Raw genomic sequence first — 12,992 nt, 5'->3', positions numbered from 1 at the left:
CAGCAACCCCCATCCCCGTTCCAGAACCCAACCCCTCAGTGATTCCCGTCGAAAATCCCCTAGAATTCCTAGCCTTACGAGTGGGGAATATTTTGCAAGCGGATACGGAAATTGTCCAAAACCCCGAAACTGGAGATTATCGCTTCAACTGGACAATTCCTCACGAACAAACCCTATCCCTAAACGTCAACAATCCCATCCCCCCACTAGGCGTTAACCAACAAGAGGATATTGTCGCCGAAATCGACCAACTCTTTGAAGATCAATTTGAAGAATACTTTGGCGAAAACCTCACCGATGAAGAAGTCACCGCCGAAAGTCTGCGCGAAACCCTCAAAACTATCGAACAGCAAACCGGAAAACGTGCTGTTGTTGTTTATGCACGTCACCTCACTGAAGGATTAGAACTCGTCTTAGTCCTTCCTGAAGATACTTATATCCGCAAACTCATCCCCCAAGCCAATTTTATTACGCTCGAACAAACCGTAGAGGAGTTCTATGAGACTGTCACCGATATTACAGAATCCCGTGGTTATCTGGCATCGTCCCAGCAACTTTATCAATGGTTCATTGCCCCCATTGAATCTGACTTAGAAGACTTAGAAATTGACACCCTTATCTTCTGTATGGATGCGGGTTTGCGTCAGCTTCCCATGGCAGCACTGCACGATGGCAAACAGTTTCTAGTAGAAAAATACAGCATCGGTTCTATCCCCAGCGTTAGCCTTACCAATACCCGTTATAAAGCCGTCAAAGATACCCCAATTCTCGGTATGGGAGCCTCCACATTCGAGGAGTTGAAGCCTTTGCCTGCGGTGCCAATCGAACTGAAAGTGATTACTCAACACTTGTGGTCAGGGGACTCCTTCCTCAACGAACAATTTACCCTGAATACTCTCAAGTCAGAAAGTCGGAGAAAACCGTTTGAAATTATCCATCTGGCAACCCATGCTGACTTTCAAGAAGGAGACTCCAGCAACTCTTATATTCAACTTTGGGATACTAAACTCAGGTTAAACCAACTGCGACAAATGGGTTGGCATCTGCCACCGCAAGTCGAATTATTAGTCCTCTCTGCCTGTCGTACTGCCCTGGGAAATATAGAAACAGAATTAGGGTTTGCGGGGTTAGCTGTGCAAGCAGGAGTAAAGTCAGCCTTAGCCAGTTTTTGGTATGTCAACGATGAAAGTACCCTGGCATTAATGAGTGGATTCTATCAACACTTACGCCAACCCGATATTACCATTAAAACTGAAGCCTTGCGCCAAGCTCAACTGGCTATGTTGCGGGGAGAGGTGTATCTAGAAGAGGGTCAGTTAAAAGGCATTGGCGAGTTAGAAGGAATTGATTTACCCCAGGAATTAGCCGCACGGGGAAATCAAGTTTTATCCCATCCTTATTATTGGGCAGGATTTACAATGATTGGTAGCCCGTGGTAGGAATTGGATTATGACTTCAACCCCAGTACGCTTGTGGACTGTTGATGATTATCACCGCATGATTGAGGCGCAAATTCTTACAAATGAGGATCGCGTCGAACTCTTAGAAGGTCAAATCCTACAAATGAGTCCCCAACAACCTCCCCATGCCGCCACCACTCAACGTGCATCCGACTCTCTCAGAACTTTATTGACAGGTAGGGCAACCATTCGCGTTCAATTGCCCATTACTCTACGTCCCAACTCCGAACCGGAACCCGATGTCGCTGTAGTCGGCATCAATGCCGATGAGTATCAAGAGTCCCACCCTACACCCGATGACATTTTCCTAATTGTAGAAGTGGCAGACACCACCCTCTATACTGACCGTAAGCAGAAAGCCTCCGCCTACGCTAAAGCTGAGATTAGAGAATACTGGGTACTGAATGTACAAAAACGACAGGTTTATGTTTTCCGGCAACCAAAAGGTGAGAATTATCAACAAGAAATCTTACTCAATGATGAGACTACCCTCTCACTGGTTGCTTTTCCAGAGATTATAGTTTCGACGAATCAGTTGTTTCCTCCCAAAAAGCGATCGCCTTAAAATAGAAAAACAGTTTTTTCGATTAATTTTCCATCCCCTCCACGTCCCCCGCGATCGCTTCTTGCTCAAGTTCCTCCAAACCTATCGCTCTCAATAGCCTTTCCCAATCCGTGGGACTGTTCCGAATTTGGGGTAAATTTATTGAAGCATCATACCAGATATTATTCTCAATATACAGTTCAAGCTGTTGTGTTAAAGGTGCTGTCTGCACCAGACTCTCTAACTCCGGCATCTCCAATCGTTCCACCCATCCCTGATGCCACACGCGATCGCGTTCCGATGACCCCGGAGAGGTACAATACAGCATTAACGTCCAGCGATAGTCTTTATTTTTCTCTAACGCTTTTTCCGTCGTTGGCAGACTGACACGGACAAAACCAGGGGTTTCAGGAAGTTTAAACCGCAGCCGATAGACTAAATTCTCCTCTCGATCCTCTAGGGTAAACTTTCCCGAACTGACGCTACTCGTTTGATAGGGAATATAAAACCAAAACGTGGGATATTCAGTTAGGGTAAATCCAGAAAACTCACTATCCGTAACCGGTAATAAGGGTGTAAACGGACTACCTACATCTTCACAAGGTCCACGGGTTCCTCCGGGTTCCCGTCCATCGGGTGAACCACTACGCGGTGGCTTTTGGGGATCGGAGGCTTTAGGGGAAGTTTGGCTCAGTTTTGCCTGGGTTGGTGCCAGGAAGCTGGTTATTTCAAGAAGCCCGATTAAAATAATGAGCAGTGCAAATTTTAATTGAATCATAACTTCACCGGATCTATAAAGGTTATTTCATCAGAGAATTGGCAACGGATTTTTTTAGCGGATGTAACGGATGAATTGTGGTTCTGAGTTAGTTTATCGGTTACATTCGTTACCTACCGTTGCCAATGGATGATTGAAGCCATAATGATGCCAGTCATTAGGAATGCCAAGGTTGAGGGGATAAGCGGCAATAATAGACCTTCGGTTACAAAAACGAGAAAGCACATCCCCCCTAAACTAATCAGCACAATTCCTCCCGCCACTCCTCGGTATAATAAGGAATGGAATTGCCAGGTAATTATCCCTCCTCCTAATGCCCAAACTCCAATCCAAAGAGCATCACCCCACAGTGGGAAGAACCTCAATAAAATTCGTCCATCCTCAACCGCACTGATAAGCTGGCTCACCATTTGAGCATGAATCTGCAAGCCTCTAATTTCTTGATTATCTGGTGTTTTGAAATAGTCTTTTACTGTGGGATCAGTAACGCCAATCAGAATGATTTTGCCTTCAATCCAGGCGAGGTTAATTCGGTTATATAAAACCTCTGTCAGCGTAACCGTATTGGCAATCTCTCCCCCCGTCATCCGGTAGTTCAGCATGATTTGATGTCCCTTAGATTGCCTAGGGTAAAACCCCCTGTAAGCGTTCAGGTTGTTAAAAACTACAGTGCCAATTTTCCACTGCTTTGCCGTGGGAAAATCTAGGGAAAATCCTTTATCCTGTAAATAGCGCAGTGCCAGTTGAGAACTCAGGGCATAGTACGCTGAACAGATAGAGTTTTCCGGTTCATCCATTGCCAAAAGATGGCGGCGGACAATACCATCAGCGTCAGGAATAATATCACTAAAACCAACGCGCTTTTCTGAGATTTCAGGTGGGGGCAAAACTCCCTTCGAGTCTTGTTCATTGGGATGGGTACAAATGGGAATAATGCGATCGCTCTGTTTTAAGTATGCAATTAACTCCCCTCGCCCCTCCCCTTCTGGGCGATCGCGATAGATATCCAACCCAATCCCTTGGGGATGATGCTGGTTTAATTTTTTCAACAATTGCAGCATCGTTTGATCCTCTAGGGGATATTCACCGCCTAATCCTTCGATATCCTCTCTAGTCACTTCCACAATTAACAATCGATCATCGGGTGCTTCTTGGGGTCGTAATTGTAGGAATTGGTCAAACGTTTTAAGTTCCCAAGGCTGTAATACACCCAGCGATCGCATCCCCAGGACTAAACTGGTTACTATTACACTGGAGATGCCAACGTTGAAGACCCAGGAAAGGATGGGGCTAACAACTGACTCACCCTTAAATACTGACGGATGGGGTATAATTTTTGTCGGTGTTTGGTGAGTGGGTAAGGGTTGAGTTGTGTAAGACTGTTCAACCTTTTCTAGTGCTTGCAAAATCTCCCCTGTGTTCTGGGGTCGCTGACCTGGAAACGGCATCATCAAAGAATCAATTAACTCTGCCAGCGACTCAGAAATTTGGGGTGCTTCGCTGCGCCAAATCAACTGACCGGTATCAGGATTAGTCGGAAATTTGAGGGGAGGTTTTCCAGTCAGTAAATGCACAAAGGTACGCCCAAGGGCAAAGAAATCCGATTGGGGAACCGCTTTACCATTAACTTGCTCCAACGGTGCGTATCCGGGTGTATGCAGCCGAGTTGTATCGATTGAATTACCTTGACGTTTTTGTAAGTAGGTTTCTGTGACTTCTCGGACACCCCCAAAATCAATCAACACAAGCTGTCCATCCAGTTTCAACATAATGTTGGCTGGCTTGATATCTCGGTGAAAATACTGTCGCTGATGAATTAGCGCTAAAATCTCTACCAGTTGTCTTAACCAGTTAATAGCTTGAGCTTGGGTGAGCGGTTCATTCCCGCGATGATTTAGCCACTCTTTTAAATCCCAGCCGCCAATTTTTTCCATCACCAGACAGTGCAATGGCTTCGCACTTTCTGGGGGATGAACGCAAAAGTAACCATCGGGTTTTACTTTGGGAATCCCTGGATGATTGAGTTGACTCAGTACCTTGGCTTCTCGCTGAAATAGGGTGACAGCTTTAGGATAATTTTGTAGTAGTAAAAGTTTCAGAACTTTGGCTGTACCAGCATCGTCCACTTCAAAGGTTTGAGCCATACCCCCACATCCCAGGGGTTGGATGACTCGATAGCGGTTTTGCAGTAGCATCCCTGGCTGAAGCATTTCTGGAAAAAGTTCTAGATTTTACTCAGTAATAGGACGCTTGATTTAGAGCATACTTTATCACCACAGGCTGGAGGGTAAACAGCGTCTCACTCCCAACCTTAACCTGCTCAATCAGCGATCGCCGTCCTAACGATTGTAAGGCTTTCAGTAATTCAGACCGGGGTGCTAGCGACCCAATTCCCTGCCCCAGTTGAGAGAGGGAAACAGGTTTACCCTCACTTGCCAACCAGCAGATAATTTTTTGCTCGGACTCCGATAACCGACTAAACTGCTGATACAACAGATAAGTAAAATCCCCTAAAAATAAGGTATTCTGGTTCAAAAATTCAGCGACACTACCGCCAAATACATCTTGAATGAACGTGGCAACAATCTTTAACGCCAAAGGATTTCCCCGATAGGGACGAATCAGTTCCTCCCACAATTGTGCTTCCGATAAACCCTTCTCTGCCAAGATAGCTTTTGCGGGTGCTTCGTTTAATCCCTCTAATTTTAAAGTGCGAACCGGTCGGGTTTGACCTTCCAGGAGTGAAACTCCCATGGGCATCTCCCAACTCGTCAGCACCAAACAACTCTGATGCGCTTCTTCCCCAATGCGTCTTAACAGTTCCCCATAGCCTTCATAACTTACTTGATACTGTCCAGCCAGTTCCCCACGACTCAACACCATTTGCACATCCTCCAGAATGAGCAAGCAGCGATGTCTGTGCAAGACTTCCATCAGCCGTGATAACTGAACGTCTACCGTGGCAGAACCTTCCCAGTCTGGCTGATGAGAAAAAGCCTGGAGTAACGTCGTGACAAACTCCTGAACGGATGGGACACTCCGAAGCGATCGCCACACCACATACTCAAATTCTGCCTGAATCTGTCCAACCAGTTTAGCCGCGAGAGCCGTTTTGCCAATCCCCCCCAATCCCAATAAAGCAATCAAGCGACAGCCATCTTGAAGAATCCACTCTTGTAGGGTTGCCAATTCTTCTTGGCGTCCGTAAAAAATCGAAACATCCGGTAATCCCTCACAATTACGGCGCAGATGGCTCGATTCAATCGATTCTGGCATAGATTCGGGTAAGGAGTTCTGACTTTTATACCCTGCTTGTTCCAGTAAGGGAGCAACCCGACTCCAATCTTTAACCCGAAGTGTGTTTCTAGCCTGACGGATTAAAAGTTCTTCGATGTATCGGTACAAACCCTTCGATAGAGACGTTCTGACTGTATCACTGCTAACCCGAAGTTTAGCGGCAATTTCATTCGGACTATAACTGCACAGCAACGCTCTGAGGTACTGCTTTTCAACGGGTGTAAGTCGCTTCCCCTTTACCGATGCGAGATCGGCATAGAGTTTTTCTAACTTCCAGTTCAGTGCCGCTTCTGCAAACTCTGCTTCATTTGGCTCTGAGGTAGATGGCATTCCCGTTTCATTTTGTAGCACCTTTAACCAATTATTCTAACGAACTTACCCCTATTTCTCCAACCCACGAATTTACCCACACTTCTCCCCACACCCTCTTTACGCAATTCCCTACACCTGTGGGTCGATTAGTCATTAGGTATCCAGATAGATTTTGGATAGATTCACTTGAGGAATTTAAACGAGTTCATTCACTCCAGATTAATCAACGGTAATAGCATTTATTGGACTCAAATTTCCTCACGCAAGTACTCAGAATTAACCCTAGTTACTCAAAAATTATGTCTACAATTACGAAACGTTTCACATCTGCGATCGCAGCGACAGGTATCTCTTTAGTTAGCTCAGGCATCATTCCTCCAACTATGCAGTCTGCTCAGGCTATACCAGTTTCTAGCCTACTCACTATTTCAAGATCAACCGTTGATCTAACTGTTAAGGCTTCCAACCTTCCAGGTAAAACCGTGTACGTCCAAATGTGGCGTCCAGCCGCTTACGGATATCCTTCAAGAGTATGGAATTACAGCAAGAAAGCTACGGGAACCTCAATAACATTTAATGATCTTGACGGTTTAGGCAATACCTTTGCAGGTGTTAACTATTACACCGTAGCGTCACTGACACCTATTCCTCCTCAGGAAGCTGCTAAACGTCGTACCTCATGCTTTAGCGCCACGGGAGGCAAGTATCTCTGTGACACAGTTCGTCGTTGATTAGTGATTGTATGACCTATAAAACAGCAGCCAAGGTCTATAACCTTGGTTGTTGTAATTCTCTTACTACTACATGAACTAGTCTAAAACAAATCTTATTTGATGTCAAAGAAAAGGCAGCGACAGATGAAACCTCGTCAGACAATTAATAAACAGTTGACTACTCTAACCATTTCATTGAGTACCCTTCTAATATTCAGCACACTTATCGTAAGTGAGGTAAGTGCCGACGGTGGAGCAGAAGATTTGGAGATACAGACTAATCCTTTCCCTGTCCAACATCAATCACGCATCAGTGTATGGGGAGTAATTACTTCCTATCCAGAAGTACCCAATTCAGAAATTGACAGGTTAGTCTGCTACATGGTTACTCCAGATGGCAGGACTTTAGATCTTCGACAAATGTGTACCAAAGAATTAAATACACAACAGCAATGAAAACGTTTCCTACACCTACATTGATAAGCAGTTCTCCTTGGCAACGGTTGAAAAGTTGTGAAATCACCTGCGATTTAGCCCTAAAACTCCTCATAGACGATCGCGGAATCCTTAACCTCGACCTCCTCGACTCAGAAGTTAGCCACCGCTTCTTCCGCCAACTCTCCAATCGCAGCGATTTACCTCCCATAATTCCCCTCATACTTTGGCGCGGCTGTTACTACCTCGGTAGTCCCGTCCCTCTCAAACCAGAAGACATCCAGAAACTGTGCGATCGCACCCTCACCGACATTAAAATTATCCCGATTGCCGAAAAAAGTTATCGCGCCTGGTATCTCACCCAAACCTATAATGGTAACGGCATCAACTCCACCTCAATCGTTAACCCCCTGACTGGTGAAACTGAACAAGAAGACATCACCGAAACCACCGAACTCTACCTCAAGAAAGCCGATAACCAAATCACCCGGATTACAACCATTATTTCCGGTGCTTTACGCAACCGCGCCAGCGATATCCACCTCGAACCAACACCCGAAGGCTTGCGCGTCCGCTATCGCATTGACGGCATTCTACGAGATATCACCACCCTACCCCCCGATATCAGTCGCCCCTGCGTCGTCGCCCTCAAAGTCATGTCCAATATGGATATTGCCGAAAGCCGCCGTCCCCAAGATGGACGAATTGGCGAAAACTATGCCTCCGGCGATGAAACTGAACTAGGACTTGATATGCGGGTAAGTACCCTCCCCTGTGTCGGTGGAGAGAAAATAGTCATTCGCTTACTTCCCCGACAAAATCCCTTTTCTGGCTTACAAGACTTAGGATTCTCCCCCCACAAGCTGAATATCTACAAAACCTGGTTGCAGCAACCTCAAGGGATAGTGATTCTCACAGGTCCCACAGGTTCCGGTAAAACCAGTACCCTCTACAACTCCCTGCAAGCCGTCGCCACTGAAAATGTAAATGTGGTAACCGTAGAAGACCCAGTAGAATACGTCTTGCCCCGCATTACCCAAACCCAAGTCCATGAAGCCGCCGGGATGACGTTAGCCGCAGGTTTAAGGGCAATTTTACGCCAAGACCCCGATATTATCATGGTCGGGGAAATCCGGGATAATGAAACCGCCGAAACTGCCATTCGTGCAGCATTAACCGGACATTTAGTATTAACGACCCTGCATACTAACGATGCCGTCAGTGCCATTCCCCGCCTCAAAGATATTGGACCCGACCCCGGTTTAGTCAGTGATGCCCTATTAGGCATTGTCGCCCAACGCTTAGTTCGTAAAATTTGCCCCCACTGTGCCGAACCCTATACCCCCACTGAAGCGGATTTGAGAAAGTTAGGATTGTCTAGGGAAGAAGCTCCCCCCCTTGGTAAGGGGGGACAGGGGCGGTGGCGTCAGGGAAAGGGCTGTTCTAAGTGCTTTAATTCCGGCTACTTAGGACGGGAAGCGATTGTGGAGATTCTGAATATTGATGACACAGTGCGGCAACTCATTTATGAGGGGACAATGACCCAATTGCACCACTACCTCAATGAAATTAATTTTGACTCATTTCGGAAGGCAGCAATTGAGAAAGTGACTCAGGGAGTAACTACTCTAACAGAAGTGCTGCGAGTTTTGCCTCATAGTGCTCTGTACCGCCAGTAGGGGCTACAGCGTCGGTCAATTAAAAAATACTTGACAAAATTCACCCTGTCCCCAACCAAAGAGCGATCGCCTTCTTAGGAGAGATTCCCAGAATGGCGATGTTTCTTTACATCCTTATCCGATGCGATCGCGAAGTTCAGTAATTTTACAGTAGCCAGTCCACTAGTAGCTCTATTCACATCTTGCACCAGCCTCACCAACCGCCAGTGGTTTAAACCACTGGCTCATACATAAAGTCCTCATAGCGAGGACTAAATACTGACTCTACAAGACTTTCAGTCCATTTCAATGGACTTGAGCTATTAGCCCGGAGTTTGAACTCCGGGCTGATTTTCGGGCTTATCGACAAAGGTGCAAGATGTGAGTCTAGGCAGTCCTCAACAACGGGAACAATTTGGAGCGGCAGCCGGTTTGGAATGTTTGGGACATTATTACCTGTTGGGACCCGTTCTGCTATCAGTTTTTGAAGCAGTAGGATAATGGCGAGCCGTTCAAGAGTTTAACTAATTCGTTATCATGCAAACGGCTACTGCCACAAGAGTCGGTGCCGCGTTATTAGCAGCAAGCTTGTAAAGTAGGCGATTTGAAGGTGTATTACTATGGCAATTTTGCGACTTGAAGACGATACGACCTACACCCAGTTAGACGATATTATACGAGAACTGGCTCCGCTGAACATTGAGCTCAATCACTGGTCTGTAGGAGACAATCCAGAAATTCACAACCTCCTTGCTAAGGATGCCTTAAGTGATCAGGAAAAAGAGGAAGTGCTCCAAGCTCTTGATGATTATTTTGAACAGCTTAAGGAAACGGCAGGCTATCAGTCTCGCGACTTAATCGTGCTGCATCCAGAAGTACCAAATCTTGAGGCGATGCTGTCCAAATTTAATCGTTGTCACTATCATACGGATAACGAGGTACGTTACATCGTTGCGGGTGAGGGAGTGTTTGGATTTGTACGTCCGGATGGTTCTCAGGTAGAGTTGACGGTGCAACCCGAGGAATACATTAACGTGCCAGCGAATACTGAACATTGGTTTCATCTCACTCCCACACGGCGGGTGAAAGCTGTGCGTTATTTCACCACGACAGAAGGCTGGGTGCCGGAATATACAGCTACGGATATTAAATTCTGCTCAGAGGCAGTGGTTTAAAGGACTGGTATTGTTATCGTATCCCTACTTTGGAAAAAACTGCGATCGCTGGGATTGAGTATCTTGAAATCTTTGTGCCAACCCTTGCCAATCTTCTTGTTCAACTAATTCGATCAGTTGATCGAGACTATCACGGCAGGATTGAAGCGATCGCACCAAAAACTCTCGATTGTACTGTGCCATCATCACCCCTAACTCTGGGTTGCCGCCTCCTACCCGACTTGTATCCCGAAAACCTGAGCTGGCTAACTGCTGAACTAACTCTAATACCACCGGATCAGTTTCACCCATGCAAGCATCAATTAAACTAGCACTGACAAGGACGGGTAGGTGAGAAATCCAAGCTACTGCTCGATCATGGTCTGTAGGACGGCAAAAATAAACAGTAGCCGCAAGGGAATGTACGAGCTCCTCCACAACTTTCACGGCTGCCAGAGGCGTACTATCAATGGGAGTCAAGACGTAGGGATTATTTTTAAACAATCCCGATACCGCTGCGTTAATGCCATTACGCTCTGTACCAGCTACGGGATGTCCGCCGACAAAGTTATCCCACAGGGGAGCAACCGCCTCTACAACTGGCGTTTTCACCGAACCGACATCAGTGATGATCGCATCTGGGGCAAGATGGGGAATTAACTGCTGTACGGTAGACGCGATCGCTGCAATTGGCGTACAAATAAAAATGATATCGGCTGCTGCCAAAAGCGTGAGATTAACACTCGCATCATCCACTACACCCCGCTTAATTGCCTGTTGGCAGGTGTAATCTTGACGAGAGACGCCCAAGACTTGATGCCCCAACCCTCTTAAGTCCAATCCTAACGATCCGCCAATGAGTCCCAGTCCGACAATTCCGATATTCATTGTTCAATACTATCCAAGGTAAATTCTCCCCATTTTGTTAATTTTGGAGGATACTGAATCCTTCTGGGCAGTCAATGCCCTAGAGAGTTGCTACCCATTGCCTCCTAATGTAGACTTTGATGATTCTGAAGAAGCTGAAATACTGGTGGGTAGCGCTTAGTCTAAAACTTATCCACTTAGAGTCAGTTGGGGATAGCCTTAATGGATGTTACAGAAATTCTCACCAGATATGCAGCAGGAATAAAAGATTTTTCTGGTGCTAATCTCGCTGAAACCAACCTGAGTGGCGTGAATCTCAGCGGTGCTAATCTCAGTGATGCCAACTTGAGTGTAGCCAATCTCAGTGGTGCCTGTCTGAGCGGCGCGAACTTGAGCCGTGCTCGACTCAATGTTGCTCGACTGAGTGGCGCTAATTTATCGAGAGCCAACCTTACTCAAGCCAACCTCAACGTTGCCAACTTGATTCGAGCTGATTTGGGGGAAGCGGAAATGACTAGGGCAGCACTGATTCGCGCCGAACTGATTCGCGCCAAATTGAGTGGAGCTACCCTGGTGGAAGCAAACTTCAGTGGTGCCGACTTGCGAGAAGCCGCTCTCAGAGGAGCCAATCTCCGCTCCGCCAACCTCAGTGAAGCCAACTTGCGGGGAGCATTTCTAACAGAAGCCATTTTAGAAGGAGCTAATTTGAACGCTGCTGATTTGAGTCGTACTGACTTCAGTGGCAGCAATCTCAGGCAAACTGAACTCAAACAATGCAATTTGAACCGTGCCAATCTCAAAGGAGCTGATCTAAGTGGAGCTAATCTACGCTGGAGTGACCTAAGTGGAGCTAATTTGAGCTGGGCAAATCTTAGTGACGCGAAACTAAGCGGAGCCAACTTAACGGGAGCTGACTTAAGTAATGCAAATTTACTTAATGCCAGTTTAGTCTACGCCGACCTCACCCAAGCGCGACTGATCCATGCCGACTGGATCGGGGCAGATTTGACCGGTGCTACTCTGACTGGAGCTAAACTCCATGCGGTGTCCCGCGTCGGTTTAAAAACTCAAGGTATGATTTGCGAATGGGTTGATCTGAGTCCGGAAGGCGACAGGAGCGAAATCGTCCACCTCCGTCTCGAAGAAGATTCGCAACCGTTTTTTAACGAAGCTTTACCAACCGTGCAGATTTTTATTGATGCTCCTTTAGACCTTAATGCTAATTTAGCGTTGATATCGACCTATCATCAAATTGCTCAAACCTATCCTGCCCTCAGCAAAGCACCCAGCATTGAAGTCGGCGTCCGGCAAACGGCTCTCACCTTTACAGGCAGCAACTCGGAATTATTCATTCTGGCTTACATCGGCATTTTTCCCTTTAAAGATGCAGCCGCAACTCAGGCTAATATACTGGCTCTGGTCAACAGGCTCAAAGGAGATGATCTGAAGGCTTGGGGTATTAGAGAGCCTAAGCGAATTCGGCAGCTACTAACAGCGATCGCCCAGTCTATCGATCCCGCCAAACTAACTCCCAGTCTGAGGTCAAAACTTAGCTTTTTCCAATCTCCCACTCAAACCCTCGCAATTAACTCCAGCAATCAGACGTTACACCTTTACGATCATCCCACCTTCGGTAAGCCGTTGATGAACCAAGGGACTCTAATGCCGCAGGAAGGATAGTTGAGAGACAAGGGGACAAGGGGACAAGGGGACAAGGAGACAAGGGGACAAGGAGACAAGGGGACAAGAGAAATGTGTGAGACTTCTTCCTCCC

The 12,992-nt window shown here is 46.6% G+C and carries 10 protein-coding genes; 6 read left to right on the top strand and 4 right to left on the bottom strand.

Translation table 11 applies throughout. The annotated features are described in order from the left end of the window. Positions 1 to 1,439, top strand: a 1,439-nt coding sequence (locus IQ257_RS26195; protein ID WP_193933335.1) for a CHAT domain-containing protein, incomplete at its 5' end; no start/stop codon positions are given. 10 nt (positions 1,440 to 1,449) lie between these two features. Next, complete coding sequence (locus tag IQ257_RS26190; RefSeq protein WP_193879861.1) at positions 1,450 to 2,025, top strand: Uma2 family endonuclease; 576 nt, start codon at positions 1,450 to 1,452, stop codon at positions 2,023 to 2,025. A 22-nt stretch (positions 2,026 to 2,047) separates the two neighbouring features. On the opposite strand, the gene IQ257_RS26185 is transcribed toward IQ257_RS26190, so the two are convergent. The 3 genes from IQ257_RS26185 to IQ257_RS26175 all read right to left on the bottom strand — a co-directional run bounded on the left by IQ257_RS26185 (position 2,048) and on the right by IQ257_RS26175 (position 6,409). After that, entirely contained in the window at positions 2,048 to 2,782 is a 735-nt protein-coding gene (locus tag IQ257_RS26185) for a DUF928 domain-containing protein (protein ID WP_193879859.1), read from the bottom strand. A 113-nt stretch (positions 2,783 to 2,895) separates the two neighbouring features. Continuing rightward, the gene (locus tag IQ257_RS26180) at positions 2,896 to 4,992 is read right to left on the bottom strand and encodes a CHASE2 domain-containing protein (RefSeq protein ID WP_193879856.1); all 2,097 of its coding nucleotides are present in this window, start codon (positions 4,990 to 4,992) and stop codon (positions 2,896 to 2,898) included. Positions 4,993 to 5,017: 25 nt separating this feature from the next. Then, positions 5,018 to 6,409: an NB-ARC domain-containing protein gene (locus IQ257_RS26175; RefSeq protein ID WP_193879853.1), complete on the bottom strand. Its 1,392-nt coding sequence runs from the start codon at positions 6,407 to 6,409 to the stop codon at positions 5,018 to 5,020. Between the two features lie 281 nt (positions 6,410 to 6,690). Here IQ257_RS26175 and IQ257_RS26170 point away from each other — a divergent pair, with 281 nt between their 5' ends. The 3 genes from IQ257_RS26170 (at position 6,691) to IQ257_RS26155 (ending at position 10,372) form a co-directional block, all read left to right on the top strand. Further along, positions 6,691 to 7,122: a hypothetical protein gene (locus IQ257_RS26170; RefSeq protein ID WP_193879851.1), complete on the top strand. Its 432-nt coding sequence runs from the start codon at positions 6,691 to 6,693 to the stop codon at positions 7,120 to 7,122. A gap of 434 nt (positions 7,123 to 7,556) precedes the next feature. Beyond that, a complete protein-coding gene (locus IQ257_RS26165) occupies positions 7,557 to 9,218 on the top strand; it encodes a GspE/PulE family protein (RefSeq protein ID WP_193879848.1) in 1,662 nt (553 codons plus the stop codon). 599 nt (positions 9,219 to 9,817) lie between these two features. Further along, positions 9,818 to 10,372 (top strand): 1,2-dihydroxy-3-keto-5-methylthiopentene dioxygenase, encoded by a 555-nt coding sequence (locus IQ257_RS26155; RefSeq protein WP_193879844.1) that lies wholly within the window; start codon positions 9,818 to 9,820, stop codon positions 10,370 to 10,372. Positions 10,373 to 10,396: 24 nt separating this feature from the next. Here the strand turns inward: IQ257_RS26155 and IQ257_RS26150 are convergent, their stop codons facing one another. Beyond that, a complete protein-coding gene (locus IQ257_RS26150) occupies positions 10,397 to 11,239 on the bottom strand; it encodes a prephenate/arogenate dehydrogenase (RefSeq protein WP_193879841.1) in 843 nt (280 codons plus the stop codon). 201 nt (positions 11,240 to 11,440) lie between these two features. Here IQ257_RS26150 and IQ257_RS26145 point away from each other — a divergent pair, with 201 nt between their 5' ends. Then, positions 11,441 to 12,898 carry a pentapeptide repeat-containing protein gene (locus tag IQ257_RS26145; protein WP_193879839.1) on the top strand — a complete coding sequence of 486 codons (1,458 nt, stop codon included), beginning with the start codon at positions 11,441 to 11,443 and terminating at the stop codon, positions 12,896 to 12,898. The last annotated feature ends 94 nt before the right edge of the window (positions 12,899 to 12,992 follow it).

The sequence above is a fragment of the Coleofasciculus sp. LEGE 07092 genome, assembly GCF_015207375.1.
Classification (GTDB): domain Bacteria; phylum Cyanobacteriota; class Cyanobacteriia; order Cyanobacteriales; family Coleofasciculaceae; genus LEGE-07092.
This window is presented reverse-complemented; position numbering and strand designations above follow the sequence as displayed.

Bases quoted from the DNA above. Each gene is read 5' to 3' on its own strand.
- IQ257_RS26190 (WP_193879861.1), top strand. From the start codon at position 1,450: ATGACTTCAACCCCAGTACGCTTGTGGACTGTTGATGATTATCACCGC.
- IQ257_RS26185 (WP_193879859.1), bottom strand. From the start codon at position 2,782: ATGATTCAATTAAAATTTGCACTGCTCATTATTTTAATCGGGCTTCTT.
- IQ257_RS26180 (WP_193879856.1), bottom strand. From the start codon at position 4,992: ATGCTTCAGCCAGGGATGCTACTGCAAAACCGCTATCGAGTCATCCAA.
- IQ257_RS26175 (WP_193879853.1), bottom strand. From the start codon at position 6,409: ATGCCATCTACCTCAGAGCCAAATGAAGCAGAGTTTGCAGAAGCGGCA.
- IQ257_RS26170 (WP_193879851.1), top strand. From the start codon at position 6,691: ATGTCTACAATTACGAAACGTTTCACATCTGCGATCGCAGCGACAGGT.
- IQ257_RS26165 (WP_193879848.1), top strand. From the start codon at position 7,557: ATGAAAACGTTTCCTACACCTACATTGATAAGCAGTTCTCCTTGGCAA.
- IQ257_RS26155 (WP_193879844.1), top strand. From the start codon at position 9,818: ATGGCAATTTTGCGACTTGAAGACGATACGACCTACACCCAGTTAGAC.
- IQ257_RS26150 (WP_193879841.1), bottom strand. From the start codon at position 11,239: ATGAATATCGGAATTGTCGGACTGGGACTCATTGGCGGATCGTTAGGA.
- IQ257_RS26145 (WP_193879839.1), top strand. From the start codon at position 11,441: ATGGATGTTACAGAAATTCTCACCAGATATGCAGCAGGAATAAAAGAT.